The organism is Rhizobium sp. C4, from assembly GCF_021026315.1.
In the GTDB taxonomy this organism is placed as follows: Bacteria; Pseudomonadota; Alphaproteobacteria; order Rhizobiales; family Rhizobiaceae; genus Ensifer_A.
In genome coordinates, this window is record NZ_JAJNCX010000010.1 from 1 (window position 1) to 18678 (window position 18678).

Annotated in this window: 16 protein-coding genes; 9 read left to right on the forward strand and 7 right to left on the reverse strand. The window is 62.4% G+C overall.

Going from position 1 to position 18678, the window contains the following annotated elements:
- Positions 1–342: 342 nt before the first annotated feature.
- The 4 genes from LQK84_RS16855 to LQK84_RS16870 all read left to right on the forward strand — a co-directional run bounded on the left by LQK84_RS16855 (position 343) and on the right by LQK84_RS16870 (position 5814).
- Positions 343–1302, forward strand: coding sequence for an ornithine cyclodeaminase family protein (locus tag LQK84_RS16855; protein WP_230829895.1), 960 nt, complete (start codon positions 343–345; stop codon positions 1300–1302).
- An 83-nt stretch (positions 1303–1385) separates the two neighbouring features.
- A complete protein-coding gene (gene hrpB / locus LQK84_RS16860; protein WP_230829896.1) occupies positions 1386–3863 on the forward strand; it encodes an ATP-dependent helicase HrpB in 2478 nt (825 codons plus the stop codon).
- A gap of 11 nt (positions 3864–3874) precedes the next feature.
- Positions 3875–5182 (forward strand): ActS/PrrB/RegB family redox-sensitive histidine kinase, encoded by a 1308-nt coding sequence (locus LQK84_RS16865; protein WP_230829897.1) that lies wholly within the window; start codon positions 3875–3877, stop codon positions 5180–5182.
- A gap of 86 nt (positions 5183–5268) precedes the next feature.
- The gene (locus LQK84_RS16870) at positions 5269–5814 is read left to right on the forward strand and encodes an ActR/PrrA/RegA family redox response regulator transcription factor (RefSeq protein ID WP_230829898.1); all 546 of its coding nucleotides are present in this window, start codon (positions 5269–5271) and stop codon (positions 5812–5814) included.
- A 6-nt stretch (positions 5815–5820) separates the two neighbouring features.
- On the opposite strand, the gene LQK84_RS16875 is transcribed toward LQK84_RS16870, so the two are convergent.
- A complete protein-coding gene (locus tag LQK84_RS16875; protein ID WP_230829899.1) occupies positions 5821–6327 on the reverse strand; it encodes an MmcB family DNA repair protein in 507 nt (168 codons plus the stop codon).
- Positions 6328–6512: 185 nt separating this feature from the next.
- Between LQK84_RS16875 and LQK84_RS16880 the strand changes: the two genes are divergently transcribed.
- Positions 6513–7166 carry a L,D-transpeptidase gene (locus LQK84_RS16880; RefSeq protein WP_230829900.1) on the forward strand — a complete coding sequence of 218 codons (654 nt, stop codon included), beginning with the start codon at positions 6513–6515 and terminating at the stop codon, positions 7164–7166.
- 86 nt (positions 7167–7252) lie between these two features.
- On the opposite strand, the gene LQK84_RS16885 is transcribed toward LQK84_RS16880, so the two are convergent.
- Positions 7253–9421: a malate synthase G gene (locus LQK84_RS16885; protein ID WP_230829901.1), complete on the reverse strand. Its 2169-nt coding sequence runs from the start codon at positions 9419–9421 to the stop codon at positions 7253–7255.
- A 171-nt stretch (positions 9422–9592) separates the two neighbouring features.
- The gene (locus LQK84_RS16890; RefSeq protein WP_230829902.1) at positions 9593–11593 is read right to left on the reverse strand and encodes a hydantoinase/oxoprolinase family protein; all 2001 of its coding nucleotides are present in this window, start codon (positions 11591–11593) and stop codon (positions 9593–9595) included.
- Between the two features lie 258 nt (positions 11594–11851).
- Between LQK84_RS16890 and LQK84_RS16895 the strand changes: the two genes are divergently transcribed.
- Positions 11852–12118 carry a DUF2798 domain-containing protein gene (locus LQK84_RS16895; protein ID WP_230829903.1) on the forward strand — a complete coding sequence of 89 codons (267 nt, stop codon included), beginning with the start codon at positions 11852–11854 and terminating at the stop codon, positions 12116–12118.
- Positions 12119–12146: 28 nt separating this feature from the next.
- Here LQK84_RS16895 and LQK84_RS16900 read toward each other — a convergent pair whose 3' ends face one another.
- From LQK84_RS16900 to hslV, 4 genes are all read right to left on the reverse strand, one after another.
- The gene (locus tag LQK84_RS16900) at positions 12147–13547 is read right to left on the reverse strand and encodes a cytochrome P450 (protein WP_230829904.1); all 1401 of its coding nucleotides are present in this window, start codon (positions 13545–13547) and stop codon (positions 12147–12149) included.
- 105 nt (positions 13548–13652) lie between these two features.
- Positions 13653–14603 (reverse strand): DUF1402 family protein, encoded by a 951-nt coding sequence (locus LQK84_RS16905; protein ID WP_442966979.1) that lies wholly within the window; start codon positions 14601–14603, stop codon positions 13653–13655.
- Between the two features lie 225 nt (positions 14604–14828).
- Positions 14829–16136, reverse strand: coding sequence for an ATP-dependent protease ATPase subunit HslU (gene hslU, locus LQK84_RS16910; protein ID WP_230829906.1), 1308 nt, complete (start codon positions 16134–16136; stop codon positions 14829–14831).
- 27 nt (positions 16137–16163) lie between these two features.
- Positions 16164–16694, reverse strand: coding sequence for an ATP-dependent protease subunit HslV (gene hslV, locus LQK84_RS16915; protein ID WP_230829907.1), 531 nt, complete (start codon positions 16692–16694; stop codon positions 16164–16166).
- Positions 16695–16908: 214 nt separating this feature from the next.
- Between hslV and hisB the strand changes: the two genes are divergently transcribed.
- Genes hisB through hisH form a run of 3 tightly spaced genes read left to right on the forward strand, consistent with a single transcriptional unit; the run spans position 16909 to position 18674 of the window.
- On the forward strand, positions 16909–17517 hold the full coding sequence (gene hisB / locus LQK84_RS16920) for an imidazoleglycerol-phosphate dehydratase HisB (protein WP_230829908.1): 609 nt from the start codon (positions 16909–16911) through the stop codon (positions 17515–17517).
- Positions 17518–17553: 36 nt separating this feature from the next.
- A complete protein-coding gene (locus LQK84_RS16925) occupies positions 17554–18024 on the forward strand; it encodes a DUF2628 domain-containing protein (RefSeq protein ID WP_230829909.1) in 471 nt (156 codons plus the stop codon).
- Complete coding sequence (hisH, locus tag LQK84_RS16930; protein WP_230829910.1) at positions 18024–18674, forward strand: imidazole glycerol phosphate synthase subunit HisH; 651 nt, start codon at positions 18024–18026, stop codon at positions 18672–18674. Before LQK84_RS16925 ends, hisH begins: the two co-directional genes overlap by 1 nt.
- The last annotated feature ends 4 nt before the right edge of the window (positions 18675–18678 follow it).

Below are 18678 nucleotides of genomic sequence, written 5' to 3' on the forward strand. Positions count from 1 at the left end.
CCCCAGTCACTCTCGCAACCATCAGAAGATTTTCTCAAGGACGAGTTCGTTAGTCGCTAGCAGCGCCGCCGCCCTCGTCAGTGATCGCCTTATAGACCCACGCCCCCAAAACAGTCAACAGCCACAAAACAAAAAAATGAAAAAAAGTGGCAAGTGACTGATTGTTATCAATATTTGCTGTTGCCTGCCTGTCATGGTCAAATTTCCGTTCCGTTAACCATGGTGCCGCGGATTTATCGGGCCGCCAGCCGGTCCCTGGCGGCGTCGTGGTTGCCGTACACGCATGCGCGTGCCAGAATCCGTGGATACGACGTCCTCAATTCCGAAAGCAGAGATGTGCCCATGTTGATCCTCGACGAGACCGAAGTCCGAAACACGACCGCCTTTCCGGAGCTCGTCGAAGCGGTGCGTAGCATGTTCCAGTCGGATTGCCGCATGCCCACACGGCATCACCATTCTCTTCACGTGCCCGCGGAACCCGATGCGACCCTGCTTCTGATGCCTGCCTGGACGGAAGGACAATATATGGGGGTCAAGATCGTTTCGGTGTTCCCAGGCAATGTTCGCCGGGCGCTTCCCTCGGTCAGCGGCACCTATCTCCTCTCCTCGGCCCTGACAGGGCAGAACCTTGCCATTATCGACGGGGCGGAACTGACCGCACGGCGCACGGCAGCGAGCTCGGCGCTGGCGTCGCGGTTTCTCTCGCGGACGGACGCGAAGGTTCTGCTTGTCTGCGGAACGGGACGGCTCTCTCTCAATCTCATAGAGGCACATTGCTCGCAAAGACCGATCGAGACCGTTCTGGTCTGGGGGCGTTCGGCCGAGAAGGCCGAGGAGACGGTCAAGCTCGCCGGGCGGCTTCATCCCCGTGTTTCGATCGTCACCGACCTCGCAGCTGCAGTTGCCGAGGCGGATATCATTTCCTGCGCAACGCTGTCCGATGCGCCGATCGTGCGTGGCGCCTGGCTGAAACCGGGCGCGCATCTCGATCTCATCGGGGCGTTTACGCCCTCGATGCGTGAGTGTGATGACGAGGCGGTGCTCCGGGCTAGCCTTTTTGTCGATACGTTCGACGGGGCGCTGTCCGAAGGGGGCGATCTGGTGCAGCCGATGAAGGCGGGGCTGATTGCGCGCGATTCTATAAGAGCTGACCTTGCTGGGCTTTCGCGAGGTGACCATGTCGGCCGCACAAGCGCAGACGAGATCACGCTGTTCAAGTCGGTGGGTGCGGCACTCGAGGATCTGGCCGGCGCGATCCTTGCCTTTGAAACCGCCACGCGGCTTGTCCAGTCGGACGGCTGACGCGGACAGCCTCTCCTTGAGTTGACGCCGGCGGCCGAAGACCATTATGCCCGAGGTCTGTCGTCACCCTTAGGATCAGCGCATTGCCACGCGAACTGCCACAACTTCCCGTCAGCGAGGTGCTGCCAAAGCTTCGCACGGCCCTGCAGGACAATGCATCCGCCGTTCTCTGCGCGCCACCCGGCGCGGGGAAGACGACGATCGTGCCGCTTGACCTCCTGGAGGCGCCGTGGCTTTCAGGCCGCAAGATCATTCTGCTGGAGCCACGCCGGCTTGCGGCGCGGGCGGCAGCGTCGCGCATGGCAAGCCTGCTTGGCGAGGAACCCGGCGGGACGGTCGGCTACCGCATGCGGCTTGATAACCGCATTTCATCGCGCACGCGGATCGAGGTGGTGACGGAGGGCGTCGTCAGCAGAATGATCCTCGACGATCCGGAACTGTCGGATGTCGGTCTCGTCATCTTCGACGAATTCCACGAGCGGTCGCTCGATGCAGACTTCGGGCTGGCGCTGGCGCTCGATGCACAATCGGCGCTGCGCGAAGATCTGCGCATTCTCGTCATGTCGGCGACGCTGGATGTCGAGAAGGTCGGCGCGCTGCTCGAAAATCCACCCGTCATCATCAGCGAGGGCCGCGCCTATCCGGTCGATATCCGGCACGAGGAGCGACCGGCGGGCGAGCAGATCGACCAGACCGTAATCCGTGCCGTGCGCCGAGCGATTGCTGACGAGGACGGCTCCATTCTGGCCTTTCTTCCCGGGCAGGGCGAGATCACGCGGGCGGCGAATGCCTTGGACGGAACGCTGGGGGCCGACGTGATCGTCGTGCCGCTTTACGGCAATCTCACCCAGAAGGAACAGGATCAAGCGATCCAGCCGGCACCGGCGGGCATCCGCAAGGTGGTGCTGGCGACCTCGATTGCCGAGACCTCCATTACCATTGATGGCGTGCGGATCGTCATCGACAGCGGTCTGCAACGCATTCCTGCCTATGAGCCGGCAACCGGCATGACCCGGCTGGAGACTGTCCGCGTGTCGCGCGCCTCCGCCGACCAGAGGGCCGGCCGCGCGGGACGAACGGAGCCGGGCATTGCAATCCGCCTGTGGCATCAGGGCCAGACGGCAGCGCTGGCGGCGCATACCACGCCGCAGATCCTGGCCTCCGACCTTTCCGGCCTCGTTCTCGACATGGCGGCCTGGGGTGTGACCGAACCATCTGCCCTTCGCTTTGCCGATCCGCCCCCGTATGGCGCCTTCCAGGAAGCCCGCACGCTTCTCATCAGCCTCGAAGCCATCGACCGGCAGGGACGGCTCACCGAGATGGGCAAGCTGATGCGGAAGCTCGGTCTGCCGCCGCGACTGTCGGCGATGGTGGCAAGAACCGCCTTGCGCGAGCCGCAGGCGACGCTGGCAGCCGCGGAACTCGCCGTCCTGATTACCGAACAGGGCCTTGGCGGCTCCTCCATCGATCTGGAAGATCGCCTGCGCAATTTCAGGAATGACCGCAGCCCGCGTGCGCAGGCAGCCAAGGGGCTCGCCTCGCGCATCGCGGCACAGGTCGCGGGCGAAGCGGCTGCAAAAAGGGCGGCCGTGACACCGCAGCCGGGCACACTGCTGATCCATGCGTTTCCGGACCGGATCGCGCTGCAGCGTGGCGGGCGCGGGCGGTTTGTCATGGCGAATGGACGCGGCGGCGAACTCGATGCCGAGACGCGGCTCGCCGGATCCACCATGCTGGTTGTGGCGGATGCGACCGGGCGGGCCGGGAAGACGCGCATTCTCTCGGCCGCGGAAGTGACGCGGACGGAAATCGAGGAGGGCCTGCCGGGCGCCATCATTTCCGGCGCGCAGGTGTATTTCGACGAGGCAAGCCGGGAGGTTCGCGCCCGCCGGTCGACACGGCTCGGGGCGATCGTGTTCGAAGAGACGCCGATGCCACGCCCCTCCGGGCCCGACGCCGCCGAGGTTCTCGCAGACGGGCTGAAGAAGCTCGGCCTGCAGGTGCTGAACTTCGGCAAGGAGGCCGGGCAACTGCGCGATCGTATCAGTTTCCTGCATCGCTCGCTCGGAGAACCCTGGCCTGACGTCAGCGACACGGCACTTCTCGATCGGCTCAATGACTGGTTCGTTCCCTTCCAGAACGACACGAGGGGCCTCAATGATGTTTCTCAGGCAAGTCTGCGGGACGGGCTAATGGCGCTTCTGCCGCATGGTGCGGGGCGTGAGCTTGATCGTTTTGCGCCCACGCATTTCGAAACACCGGCCGGGCAGCGCCATCCGATCCAGTATGATGGTGAAGAACCGGTGCTCACTGTTCGCGTGCAGGAGCTGTTTGGGCTGAAGACCCATCCGGTGATCGGGGGCGGCAAACTGCCTCTCTTGCTTGAATTGACATCGCCGGCACACAGGCCCATTCAGACCACACGCGACTTGCCCGGTTTCTGGGCGGGCTCCTGGAGGGATGTGCGGGCCGACATGCGGGGGCGCTACCCCAAACATCCCTGGCCGGAAGACCCGGCGGAGGCCGCGCCCACGCATCGGGCGAAGCCGCGCGGAACCTGAAAGGCGAGACTATGTCCGAACCGGGCCAAAGCGAAATCAGCGACTACCGCGAAAGCCGGCGGATCCGTCTGCAGACACTCGTCCGGTTGCGCTGGCTGGCGGTCGTCGGACAATCCCTGACGGTCTATATCGTGCATGTCTGGGTCGCCTTCCCGCTTCCCTATCTCGTCTGCGGGGCGATGATCGGCCTGCTCGCGTTTTTCAACTTCTATCTCTCCGTCCGCTATCCGCCGACGCTGCGTCTTGCGCCGCAGGCAACGCTGGCCTTGCTGACGATCGACCTTCTCGAACTGGCCGGCGTGCTTTTCGTGACGGGGGGCCTCAGCAATCCGTTCGCGCCCCTGCTTTGCGTGCCGGTGATCATTTCGTCATCGACGCAGCCGATCCGCTACACGCTGGGGCTCGGCCTGCTTCTCATTCTCTTCGTCTCCATCCTCACCTTCTCGCCCTACCCGCTGCCCTGGTATCCGGGCTCGTCCTACACGATGCCGACCGAACTCATCATCGGCATCTGGCTGGCCATTCTGACCACCACGGCCTTTGCGGCGGTCTATTCCTACCGCGTCTCTCTGGAAGCCATGCAGCTTTCAGAGGCGCTGGCGGCGACCGAACTGGTGCTGCAGCGGGAAAATCATCTGACCCAGCTGGATGGGCTTGCGGCCGCAGCGGCGCATGAGCTTGGGACGCCTCTGGCGACCATCAGCCTGGTTGCCAAGGAGATGGAACGGGAACTGGGCAAGGACGAGCGCTATGGCGAGGATGTGCAGCTGCTGCGCAGCCAGGCCGAGCGGTGCCGCGACATATTGCGGCGGCTGACGACGCTTTCCTCCGAGGAGGCGGAGGCCATGAAGCTGCTGCCGCTGTCCTCGCTGATCGAGGAAGTGACGGCGCCGCACCGTGAATTCGGCATCCGGATCATCGTGATCGAAAAGACAGCCCGCGATGCGGAGCCTGTGGGCGCGCGCAATGCCGGCATCATCTACGGGCTCGGAAATCTCGTCGAAAATGCCGTGGACTATGCGCGAAACCATGTGGTCGTCACGACGGAAGCCCGGAACGACAAGGTGATCGTCACCATCGAAGACGATGGCGAGGGCTATTCGAGCGACATCCTGCAGCGGATCGGTGAACCCTATGTCACGTCGCGGAGCCGGGACGACAATGCCGGCGGGCTTGGCCTTGGCCTCTTCATCGCCAAGACGCTGCTGGAGCGCTCGGGCGCGCGGCTGACTTTCGGCAACAGCGCCGGCGAAACGGGCGGCGCGCGCGTGAGTGTCGAATGGCCGCGACACCGGATGGATGTTTCTCGTTCGAAATGACTTTACGCTTGGGGCCGACGGGGCCTATAGACTTGATGAATGCAATCCTGACAGCAAATCTCAAGAACAAAACGGCTGTTTCTCCCATGACAGATGACGCAATCGGCCCGGACAATTCACTTTTGATCGTCGATGATGACGGCCCGTTCATCCGGCGTCTCGCCAAGGCGATGGAGAGCCGGGGATTTGCCGTCGAAAGTGCGGAATCCGTCAGCGAAGGCATCAACCGCGCCCGCGCCCGGCCGCCGCATTATGCCGTGGTGGACCTGCGGCTTGGCGACGGCAACGGGCTGGACGTCATTGCCGCCATTCGCCAGAACAAGGCGGATGCGCGCGTGATCGTGCTGACCGGCTATGGCAATATCGCGACCGCCGTGAACGCCGTGAAGCTGGGCGCCGAAGACTATCTTGCCAAGCCTGCGGATGCCGATGAGATCTACGCCGCGCTGGTTCGCAGCCCCGGCGAGAAGGTCGAGCCGCCGGAAAACCCGATGTCGGCTGACCGGGTCCGTTGGGAACATATCCAGCGCGTCTATGAAATGTGCGAACGCAACGTGTCGGAGACGGCGCGTCGGCTCAACATGCATCGCCGCACGCTGCAGCGCATTCTCGCCAAGCGCGCCCCGAAGTAACCGATCTCAGCCCTCATCCCAGGAGGCCGGCAATGGTCGGCCTGACTCCAGCGCCAGTTCCGCCATCAGCAGCCGTTGGGCTGCAATACGCGAGAAATTGAGCGTCACGGATTTGCGCACGGCCGGGGGCAGCTTGTGCTCAGGGGCATCGCGGATGATATGGGCGTCATACCCGTCCGAGAGAAACAACCCGCAATCTTCCGGGAAGATCTCCAGCGGTACGTCCTTGTGGGTCGCGAAGAACAGCCGGTCGCAATGCTGGCGATAATCCGGCCATTTTCGATCGACGCGGAAATCCTCGATCGAGGACTTGATCTCGACAATCCAGATCTCGCCTTTCGGTGTCAGCGCGATGAGGTCGGCGCGGCGGCCACTCGACAGCGAAAGCTCCGGAAGAACGGCAAGCCGCATGGCATGAAGCAGGCGCTGCACGCCGCGCCGCACCAGCATGGCGCGCTCGGATTGCCGCCCGTCGATCAGCGGGTGAGAATCATGCAGGTTGAGAATTGGCATGAAGAGACCTTGGCACGAATCGGGTTCTGTTGCAAAAAAACCCTCGGCCGGCTTTTTTGGGTGATTCGCCCCGCGCGAACCCAAGCTTGCCTTGCAAACGAGTAGCCTCTGTAAAATAACGAATGAACCGGTTCTGCACGGACATGAACGTCCGGCCGGAAACCCTCCGACTTCAAGAGATTACCATGCGCCCGCGCAACACGACAAAAATCCTCGGCATTTTCGCCGCCCTCGCCATTTCCGGTTTTGCTTCCGCCTCGCTCGCTGCACCGACCGAAGCTGGCAGCCCGGTTCCCGACGCCTATGGCAAGATCATCGACAACGGCTTCCAGCTTCCGGCGATCCCGATCCAGAAGCTCGACAAGAAGTTCCACCGTCAGGTCGTCGATTTCCAGACCAAGGAAAGCGCCGGCACTGTCATCGTGAATACCCGTGAACGCTTCCTCTATTACGTGCTGTCCGGCGGCAAGGCCGTCCGCTACGGTATCGGCGTCGGCAAGCAGGGCTTCGCATGGTCCGGCACGGCCTATGTTGCCTGGAAGCAGGAATGGCCGACCTGGCATCCGCCGAAGGAAATGGCATCCCGCAAGCCGGAAATCGCCAAGTATGTCGAAGACGGCATGAACCCGGGCGTCACCAACCCGCTCGGCGCCCGCGCCATGTATCTCTTCAATGAAAAGGGCCAGGACACGCTGTTCCGTCTGCACGGCACGCCGGAATGGTCCTCGATCGGCACCGCCGCCTCTTCGGGCTGCATCCGCCTGATCAACCAGGACGTCATCGACCTCTATAGCCGCGTCCGTCCGGGCCGCAACACCAAGGTCGTCGTGATTCAGTAAGGCGTTTTCGCCTCACACTCTTGATACGGAAAAGCCCGCGATCCTGACCGGATCGCGGGCTTTATCATGTGTGGCCTTCTCTGAAATCAGCCGGCGAGCTTCGCCTTGAGCTCCAGACGGCGGCGGTGCAGGACCGGCTCGGTATAACCGTTCGGCTGTTCCAGACCCTTCAGGACCAGTTCAAGCGCCGCCTGGAAGGCGACGGAGCCGTCGTAATTGGCGGCCATCGGCGTGTAGAGCGGGTCGTCCGCGTTCTGCTTGTCGACCACGACCGCCATGCGCCTCAGCGTTTCAACAACCTGCGCTTCCGTGACAACGCCGTGGCGCAACCAGTTGGCCATGTGCTGGGAGGAGATGCGAAGCGTCGCGCGGTCTTCCATCAGGCCGATATTGTTGATGTCCGGGACCTTCGAGCAGCCGACACCCTGGTCGATCCAGCGCACGACGTAGCCGAGAATCCCTTGCGCATTGTTGTCCAGCTCCTTCTGGATGTCCTCCGGGCTCCAGTTCGGACGCGAGGCCACCGGAACGGAGAGGATATCGGAGAGCTTGGCGCGGCCGCGCTTGCGAAGGCTATCCTGAACATGGGCAACATTGACGCTGTGATAGTGCGTAGCATGCAGGGTCGCTGCCGTCGGCGACGGAACCCAGGCGGTGTTGGCGCCGGCCTTCGGATGGGCGATCTTCTGCTCGAGCATCGCGGCCATCAGGTCAGGCATCGCCCACATGCCCTTGCCGATCTGGGCACGACCGGACAGCCCGCATTCCAGACCGATATCGACATTCCAGTTTTCGTAAGCCGCAATCCAGGCGGCCTGCTTCATGTCGCCCTTGCGGATCATCGGGCCTGCTTCCATCGACGTGTGCATCTCGTCGCCGGTGCGGTCGAGGAAGCCGGTGTTGATGAAGACGACGCGTTCGCGGGCGGCGCGGATGGATTCCTTGAGGTTGACCGTGGTGCGGCGCTCCTCGTCCATGATGCCCATCTTCATCGTGTTCGGCGCCATGCCGAGCGCCTGTTCGACGCGGGTGAAGATTTCGCAGGCAAAGGCGACCTCTTCCGGACCATGCATCTTCGGCTTGACGACATACATGGAGCCGGCGCGGGAATTCATGCGGCGGCCGTTCGTGCCCAGATCGTGCAGCGCGATCAGGCCGGTGACGAGCGCATCCATGATGCCTTCTGGAACCTCACGGCCACCATCAAAGGTGATCGCCGGATTGGTCATCAGATGCCCGACATTGCGGACCAGCATCAGCGAGCGACCGGGAAGCGAGGCAGGCGAACCATTGGGCGCGAGGAATTCGACATCCGGGTTGAGCTTGCGGGTGAAGGTCTTGCCGCCCTTCGAGACCTCTTCCGTCAGATCGGCCTTCATCAGGCCGAGCCAGTTGCGATAAACGCCAACCTTGTCTTCGGCATCGACGGCGGCAACGGAGTCTTCGCAGTCCATGATTGTGGTGATGGCCGATTCGACGATGACGTCGGAAATATGGGCCGGATCGGTCTTGCCGATGGCCGAAGTCGCGTCGATTTCGACGATCAGATAGAGATTGTTGCGGCTGAGTACGAGCGCCGTCGGAGCTTCGATCGTGCCGCGATAGCCGGCAAACTGGTACGGATCAGAGGGTCCGGTCGTGCCGTTCGGCGTTTCGATGAGGAGAGCACCGTCCTTGATCGAGAAGCCTTGCGCGACGCTCCAGCTTTCGCCGGCCAGCGGAACGGAACGGTCGAGGAAATCGCGGGCCCAGGCGATGACCTTGCCGCCGCGCACGGGGTTATAGCCCTTGCCCTTTTCGGCACCATCGGCTTCGGAAATAGCGTCCGTGCCGTAAAGCGCATCATAGAGCGAGCCCCAGCGCGCATTCGCCGCGTTCAGCGCATAGCGGGCGTTGGAAACGGGAACGACAAGCTGCGGCCCGGCGATTTCAGCAATTTCGGGATCGACATTGTCGGTTGCGACCTGGAAGGCCGCGCCTTCCGGCTGGATATAACCGATCTCGCGGAGATAGGCCTCGTAAGCCGCCATGTCGACCGGCGCACCGTTCTTGCGATACCAGTCGTCGAGCTTTGCCTGGAACTGATCGCGCGTTTCGAGAAGGGCGCGATTCTTCGGCGCGAGATCGGAAATGATCGCGGCCATGGACTGGAAGAAAGCGTCCGGATCAATGCCCGTGCCGGGGATAGCCTCGTTGACGATGAAGTCGTGAAGCTCGCTGTCGATCTTCAGCCCGTTCTTGTCGATCATGCCCATGGTAACGCTCCCGTCAGATACAATTGCAGCCCTAAAGCAATTCCAGCGAAAGTGGAAACCGGTTTCGCGTCCGGAATTGCGTCGCAATAGAAAGATAGCGTAGTCTCGACGAAGCGCCATTGCTGGTCAATGGGGCAAGAATGCCAAAGATTTTCGCCGAAATGGCGATAATCAATCGGCAACGCGCGGGCGTCCGGAGGCCACCGCCCTCACCCGCGCCTCGACCAGCTTGCGCTTGCCTTCGATTTCGGCGGCATCCGCTTCTTCCTCGATCTCGACATGCGGCTCACTCAGGCCACTGCGGGCGGCGAGCGCGCGGGCATGTTCCATAGCGCGAGCGCGGGCGGCGTCCAGCGCTTCGGCTTCGGAGACGAATCGCAATGTCTCGCCGGAGCCGTTGAGCAGGAAGATGCCCTCTTCCGGGCTGGTGACGAAAACCGTCACCGTTTCACGGATCTGGCCGGCGACCGCGCCGATGGCGTTGGCAACGTCGGCATGATCGGGAATGACAGCGGGGGCGGACAATTCTTCTGCAATGGCGGGATAATAGACCGGGGCGGAGGCGCCGAGCCCAATCAGCGGCCGATCCAGCGCCAGCGAGAAGCGGACGACGCCCGGCTGACGGTCCAGCGCGCGGGCAATGGCGCGGGATTTCGCCGGCTCAATCCCTGTCTCTCCGTCATCGGTGAGACAGGCTTCCAGAATGGCATGAGACGATTGCCGCGTCAGGCGTTGGACTATCCGGGCCGCCAGATCTTCGGCGGAATCGCCAATGGGCTTGCCATTGCCGCCCTTCTGGCGGGCTGCAAGGTCGAGACCTAGGCGCGCGGCAGCGGCATTCCACTGGCCTTGCCGGCCCTGAACATGCAGCGCATCCGACGGCGTAATGCCACAGATATGGGCAAGGCCGCGGGCTGCGAGCCGGTCGAGCGCGGATTTCTGCGGGGCCGCGGTCAAAAGCTGCGTCAGTGGTTGCGGCTCAAGCGTGATGCGGGCGTAAAGGGCAGCCTCCTGCGCCGAAAGGCCAGCGGCCATGCTGTCCGGCAGGCCCGTGCGGATCGCGAACAGGCCTTCGTGACGCTGCGCGTGGACGGAGCCGAGCTGCTTTTCCAGCGCCGGAATGACGATCTCCGGGAAGCGATGTCCGATCAGGCTGAGCGGCAGGACGCGGCGGGGGCCGAGTTCGATGCGGGCGACAAGTCCCGAGAGATCGATCCGCACTTCCGAATCACCACCAAGCCCATAGGTGCGCATGGCGACCGCCTCGACCATCGTCCGATGGCCGCCGACCAGAGCGCCATCGGGATCGAGCTTCGGGCGACCGTTTTCGAGGATCGCCACATCGGTCGTCGTGCCGCCGATATCGCTGACGACGGCGCTGTCGAGGCCGGTGAGGAATTGTGCGCCAGCAAGGCTTGCCGCCGGGCCGGAAAGAATAGTCTCGATCGGGCGAAGGCGTGCCTCGGAGGCGGAGATCAAGGCGCCGTCACCGCGCACCACCATCAGCGGCGCGGCGATGTTGCGGCTGGCGAGGTAGCTTTCGCAGGCCCCGACCAGCCGGCCGATCATGCCGACGAGGCGGGCGTTCAGCAGCGTGGTCAGCGCCCGTCGGGGGCCGCCGAGCTTGGAGGAAAGCTCGTGGCTGCAGGTGACCGGAAGACCGGTCTTCTCGACGATCAGGTCGCGGACGCGCAGTTCATGCGAGGGATTGCGCACGGCGAAATAGCCGGCGACGGCAAAGGCAGAGACTTCCTGCGCCAGCTGCGGTAGCACCTGTTCCAGCGCCTCCGTTTGCAGCGGGGTTTCGCGACCATGCACATCGTGGCCACCGGGCAGAAAGACGACCGGTCCGGACTTGGCTGCCTCGCCGAGACCATCGCGGGCCAGGTCCTCTTCGCCAAAGCCGATCATGACGAGGGCGGCACGCTGGCCCTGCCCCTCGACCAGGGCGTTGGTGGCGAGCGTCGTCGAGAGGGACACGAGACGTATTTCACGTGAATCAATTTTGGCGGCGGCAAGTGCTGCATCGGCTGCACCCGATATGCCTTCCGACAGATCGTGGCGGGTGGTCAGCGCCTTGGCCTTGGCGATGACGCCGCGGCTGGCGGAAAAAAGAACGGCATCCGTATAGGTGCCGCCGGTATCGATGCCGAGAGAGATGATGTCTGCCACTGTCAGCCCATGCGAAATAAACACATCACCCGAGCGATGGCATTATTAGGCCTGGCCCGCAAGCTTGCCCGCGACGCCAAGCGTTCCACTTGACCATTCTCAAGGCCTGTGTTTGAATTTCGTCGTGCCTCAGATTTGCAAGAGCACCGTAAGCGTCCGACGTCAGGCAACGCATTCAACCGGGTTTCGACCCTGCCGAATGCCAAGTCGATGGAATGAGCGACGCAGGACGGACCCGCAAATCGAAAGAACAATCCCATGACACATCAAAACACTTCTCGCGGAGCCAAGCTGCCGGCGCGCTATGCTGCGTTCGTCATGCCGCTTTTCCTGTCCATCGTCATGACCTTCGTCGTCTCGGCGATTTCGACGCTGAAAAGCCTCGGCTTCAATGGCAGTTTCCTGACGACATGGCCCGTTGCCTGGGGCCTGTCCTGGCTTGTCGCCTTCCCGACCCTGCTGCTCGTCCTGCCGATCGTGCGGTGGCTGGTGGGCCTCGTGGTCGAAGCGCCTGGCCGGCGCTGACACCGTTCGATGAAGCGAATGCTTCCGATCATTGCGATCGGGAGCGCTCGCGTACCCGCAAGGGCAGTCCGTGCAGCGGCTGAACGGTCAACCGCTGCACGGGCCAGGGCTTTGTATTGGCCGTCGTTTCAAATCGGAAACGATTGAGAAGGACGGCGAGCGCGATGACGGCTTCCTGAAGCGCGAAGGTCGCGCCGATGCAGATGCGCGGGCCGGCGCCGAAGGGGAGATACTGGAAACGGCCGATCTTCTCGCGATTGCCGGGCAGGAAGCGCTCCGGCACGAATTGGCGGGGATTTTCCCAATAGAGCTTATGGCGATGCAGAACCCAGGGCATGACCAGAACGGCCTCGCCCGCAGGCATTTCGTAGCGTTTGCCGTTTTCGTCCGTCCACACGTCATCTTTCAACGGCGCGCGGCCAAGATTAGGCGCTGGCGGATAGAGGCGCATGGCCTCTTCAAAGGCAGCGCGCGTGTGCGGCAGCAGATCCAGCCAATCGACCGGATCCGCGCCGCTGGCAACAACGCGGTCGACTTCTTCCTCGACCTTCGCCAAAAAATGCGGTGCCTCGGCCAGAAGATAGAGCGTCCAGGCCAGCGAACGCGCCGTCGTCTCGTGGCCGGCGCCGATGAAGGTCAGGATATTGTCTTCGATTTCGGCGCGCGTCAGGCCATCCGGGCCTTCCAGCTCGAGAAGCAGCGTCAGGAAATCGCGAGGTGCCGTGCCGTCGGCAATACGCGGGCGGCGCTGTTCCATGGTTTCGGCAACGATACGACGGAAATGATTGAGCGGCCGCTGACCGGCCCAGCGTGTGACGCGTGGTACGAAGGATGGGGCCTGCAGCAGGTCCATGGGGTCGATGCGGCCCATCGTGTGCAGAAGCTTGTCGACATGTTCGGCAAAATTGTCGGCGGTGCGGACGATCTCACCGGAAAACAGGGTCTCGGCGAGGATCGCGAAGGTGAGCTCCGTCATCTCCTGCGAGACATTGACTTCCGCCGCCGCGCATGCCGAGGCCTGCATGCCATCGGCAAATTTCTGCGACTGCTCCAGCATCTGGTTGGCAAAGCCGCGCGCGTGGCGTGGCGTGAAGACAGGGGCCATCGCCTTTCGCGAGCGTTTCCACGTGTCGCCCTCAGCCGTCAGCAGACCATCGCGCAGGATCGGACGAAGCACGAGCTGGCGCACTGGCTGCATGCCGTAATTGGCAGCATTGTCGACCAGCACATGGCGGATCAGGCCCGGGTGATTGACGATGGTGGTAAGCTGGCCGAAGAATTTCGCCTGAATGACCGGCTGTGTATAGCTCGGCTCGCCCCACAGCTCGAGCGGATTGCGGAACAGGGTGCGGATGACCTCCAGCCGCGAGGGTGGCGTGTTCCTCGGTATGGGTGCGGGCGGTTCGAAGGGAAGAACGGCAACGGTCATCGGTCGACTCCATGGAGCCCGGATATCAGGCTCCCGTTTCCATTATGCGTCCGGCCTGCCAATCGGATCACCGCCGCCGCAGATGCAGCGGCGCCAGACTTGTCATCAAAGCAGCGACTTCAGATCGGCAAGCTTTTCGTTGATGAGCCAGCCATAGTAGTTTTCCTCGGGCCATTCGGGTGAGGCACGGCCCCGGTTCTTGGCGGCAAGCGCTGCTGCGCGCGAGGCAGAATTGCCGAGATTATAGAGCGTTGCGGTAATTCCGGGATTGCCCGAAATATCCATGCCGGCAATGGAACGATACTCGTCGATCGACTTGCGGATGGCTGCCGCGATGTAGGCCAGCGACTGGTCGGGGTCCATGATCGCCTTGTAGACATCGCCGGCCTTGTTTTCATCCAGCCGTTCAAAGCCGGACTTCTGGTGAACGAGGTCGGTGAGCTTGAGCGCCGTCAGCGGGTTGATCTGGCCAAGGCCGAAGGTCTGGCCAGCGAAGAAGGGCTGGAAGAAGACGGCGCTGAAGCGGTTGTTCGGATAGGACTTGCCGCCCACCGTCTTGCCGCGGAAGTCGGATTCCCAGACCCGTTCGCGGCAGGTCCAGAGCGAATAGCTGTCATCCTTGCCCGCGCATTCGGAAAATTCGGGCCGGTTGACGAATTGGTCGACCGTCTGACCATCATAGCCGAAGCGGAAGCTGTTGCCGGCATAGGATGCGGCCTTGATGTAATAGCTCTGCAGGCGGTCATAGGCGTCGACATTATAGGTATGCTCGCCGACGATCGCACCGACAATATGGATCGGCTCGATGCCGTAGCGCGAGGCGGTCGCTTCAATCTTCGACATCAGCGCGCGGTCGCTCTTCAGCAGATCGCGAACCTTGTCATACTTGTCGTCGAAGGTCGTGCGGCCTTCCTTCGTGCGCTTGTAGGACGCGCCGGGGATCTGCGGCTGCTCGGCGTTGCGATTGCCCGGCGGGACCTTCACGACATCCGCCGACCACGCGGCAGCACCCGGCAACATCAAAGCGACCGCCAGAAAACATGCCCCGATCCGCACACCGATTTTCACGATCTCACTACCCGCTCAAGAATTCATCTTCGCCTCGAAGAGGCGCAACTGCCTGCGAAATTTGGCGGAAAAATGCCCTTAAACGGCCACGAGGGCAACAACGCTTTCACCGTCAAGACGAAGTATTTGGGGAGGTTCGAAAAAGGCCTTTTAAAACAACCGGGCCCGGCCGAGTTTTTCAGCCGGGCCCGGTTCGAACAAAGAATCGGATTGTCAGAGAATGTAGCGCGACAGATCCGTATTGGCCGCCAGATCGCCGACATGCTTAGCCACATAGTCGGAATCAATCATCAACTTTTCCCCGGACTTGTCGGGCGCGGCATAGGAAATCTCGTCCAGCACGCGCTCCATCACGGTCTGCAGACGGCGCGCACCGATGTTCTCGACCGTGCCATTGAGATGGACGGCCACATCGGCCAGAGCATCGATGGCGTCTTCGGTGAAATCCAACTCGATCTCTTCCGTCGCCATCAGCGCCTTGTACTGGCGGATGAGGCTTGCTTCGGTTTCCGTCAGGATGCGGCGGAAGTCTTCCTTCGTCAGCGCCTTCAGCTCGACGCGGATCGGCAGACGACCCTGCAGTTCGGGCAGAAGATCGGAGGGCTTCGAGACATGGAACGCACCGGAGGCGATGAAGAGGATGTGATCCGTCTTCACGGGTCCATATTTCGTCGCGACCGTTGTCCCTTCGACCAGCGGCAGCAGGTCGCGCTGCACGCCTTCGCGGGAAACGCCCGCGCCGAAGCGGCCTTCGCCGGCGGCGATCTTGTCGATTTCGTCGAGGAAGACGATGCCGTCGTTTTCCGCCGAACGGATCGCTTCGCGGGTGATCTGCTCGTTGTCGATCAGCTTGTCGGACTCGTCGTTGATGAGATCGGCATAGGAATTCTTCACCGTCGTGCGGATCTTCTTCGTCCGGCCACCCATGGCCTTGCCGAGCAGATCGGAAATGTTGAGCACGCCGATATTGGCGCCCGGCATGCCGGGGATCTCAAAACCGCCGCCCTGGCCGCCGGCATCCGCAACCTCGACCTCGATTTCCTTGTCGTCCAGCTGGCCATCACGGAGCTTCTTGCGGAAGCTGTCGCGGGTGGCGGGCGAAGAAGTCGAACCGACCAGCGCGTCGAGCACGCGCTCTTCAGCATTCAGATGCGCCTTGGCCTTCACCTCGGCGCGCTTCTTTTCCTTCACCAGCACGATGCCGGCTTCGACAAGGTCGCGCACGATCTGCTCGACGTCGCGGCCGACATAGCCGACTTCGGTGAACTTGGTGGCTTCCACCTTGATGAAGGGCGCACCGGCCAGACGGGCGAGACGGCGGGAGATTTCCGTCTTGCCGACGCCGGTCGGGCCGATCATCAGGATGTTCTTGGGCATGACTTCATCGCGCAGATCGTCCGGCAGCTGCTGACGGCGCCAACGGTTGCGCAGCGCAATCGCCACGGCGCGCTTGGCCTCATGCTGGCCGATAATATAGCGATCGAGCTCGGAGACGATCTCGCGGGGAGAGAAATTGGTCATTGGGACAGGTCCAATTCAAACTGAGACTTAGTTGGCAGCGTCGAGCGTTTCGACGATGACATTGCCATTGGTGTAGACGCAGATGTCGGCGGCGATGGCCATGGCGCGGCGCGCGACGTCTTCGGCCGAGAGATCGGTGTCCATGAGCGCGCGGGCCGCCGCAAAGGCGTAATTGCCGCCAGAGCCGATGGCGATCGCGCCATGTTCGGGTTCCAGCACGTCGCCATTGCCGGTGACAGCCAGCGTAATGTCCTTGTCGGCCACCAGCATCATCGCTTCGAGATTGCGCAGATACTTGTCGGTGCGCCAGTCCTTGGCGAGTTCGACGGCGGCGCGCATCAGCTGGCCGGGATATTGTTCGAGCTTCTTTTCAAGCCGGTCGAGCAGGGTGAAGGCGTCTGCCGTGGCGCCGGCGAAACCGGCGATCACGTCACCGCCCTTGCCGATGCGGCGCACCTTGCGCGCATTGCCCTTCATCACCGTCTGGCCGAGGCTCACCTGGCCATCACCGGCCATCACGACCTTGCCGCCTTTGCGGACTGTAATAATCGTTGTCATAAAACACCCGTTGCACCGGACACTCCGGCCCTTTTAAGACGCCCCTTCAGGCACGTTTCGAGACCTATGTAAGCGGCGGCGCGACGATTGCAATCCGTTGAAACGCAAGGGGCACGCGCCTATGTCTCACGCGCGCGAGACATTTGCCCTTCGCGCTGGATTCTTCTCCTCCCGCCTGATATGCAGCGGCGATCCTTTTCGAGTGGAGTATGCGATGGCCGAGACCATGCAAAGCCGCAGCGCAAGCATTTCCCGCAAGACGAACGAGACGTCGATTTCCGTTTCCGTCAATATCGACGGCACGGGCGCATCGCGCATTTCGACCGGCGTCGGCTTCTTCGACCACATGCTGGAACAGCTTTCGCGCCATTCGCTGATCGACATGGAGATCGAGGCAAAGGGCGACCTGCATATCGACGACCACCACACGGTCGAAGACACAGGCATTGCCATCGGCCAGGCGATTTCCAAGGCGCTCGGCGACCGCCGCGGCATTGCGCGCTACGCTTCGCTTGACCTTGCCATGGACGAGACGATGACGAAGGCTGCCGTCGATATTTCCGGCCGGCCCTTCCTCGTCTGGAACGTCAACTTCTCCGCACCGAAGATCGGCACGTTCGATACCGAACTGGTGCGGGAATTCTTCCAGGCGCTGTCACAGCATGGCGGCATCACGCTGCATGTGCTGAACCACTACGGCGCCAACAACCATCATATTGCCGAAACCTGCTTCAAGGCCGTTGCGCGGGTTCTGCGCACCGCCTGCGAGATCGATCCGCGCCAGCAAAGCCGGGTTCCCTCCACCAAGGGCATGCTTGTCTGAAACGCCAAGCAGCCCGCTCCATCGGGATTGACGGAGATGGCAGCCTATATCGTTCTTTCACCCAATGGCCGGGCCCATGATCCGGATTGCCGCTTCGTGCGCGACGGCTTCTCGTGGCTCGCCGCGCTCTTTCCGGTGATCCATGCGATCGTGCATGGGCTGATTATCGATGCGCTGGTTCTCGTTGCCGTTCGCGCCTTCGGCCTTGCTTTTCTGGCCGCAGGCGAGACACGCGCCGTCGGCTTCGTCCTGCTTGTTGCCTCCAGCCTGATCTACGGCTTCGAGGCAAGACGGCGGCTGGCGGATAATCTTTCGCGCCGCGGCTGGAAAACCGAGCGCGTGATTACGGCGCAAAGCCTTGCGGATGCCGAGGCAATCCACTACGGCGAGGACGATGCGGTATCGCCCGACGATCCGATGTTCAAACTCGGGTCTGAAACGAGCCGAAGCCCGACTCAGAGGCCGGCTGCACAGTTCGGCATGATTGATTTTCAGAAGGGACGCTGATGCTGACCGCCATTGTCGATTACGGTTCGGGAAACCTGCGCTCTGCCACCAAGGCATTCGAGCGCGCCGCCCGCGAGGCCGGCCTTGACCACCAGATCGTGCTGACGGCCGATCCGCATGTCGTTGCGTCTGCCAGCCATATCGTCCTCCCGGGTGTCGGCGCCTATGCCGATTGCCGCGCCGGACTGAATGCCGTTGACGGCATGGTCGAGGCGCTGCGCGAGGCGGTCGAGGTCAAGGGCAATCCGTTCCTTGGCATCTGCGTCGGCATGCAGCTTATGTCCTCGCGCGGGCTTGAAAAGACCGTCACCGAAGGTCTCGGCTGGATCAAGGGCGATGTCGTCCTGATCGAGCCGGAAGACCAGACGCTGAAAGTGCCGCAGATCGGCTGGAACACGCTGACGCTCAACCGTCCGCACCCGCTGTTTGACGGCATTCCGACCGGGCCGGACGGGCTGCACGCCTATTTCGTTCACTCCTATCACCTGAAGGCCGAGCGGGCCGACGATGTCGTGGCCGTGACCGACTATGGCGGGCCGGTGACAGCCTTTGTCGCCCATGAAAACAAGGCCGGTGCGCAATTCCATCCCGAGAAGAGCCAGAAGCTCGGCCTCGCCCTCATTTCCAACTTCCTCAAATGGAAGCCCTGAAGCA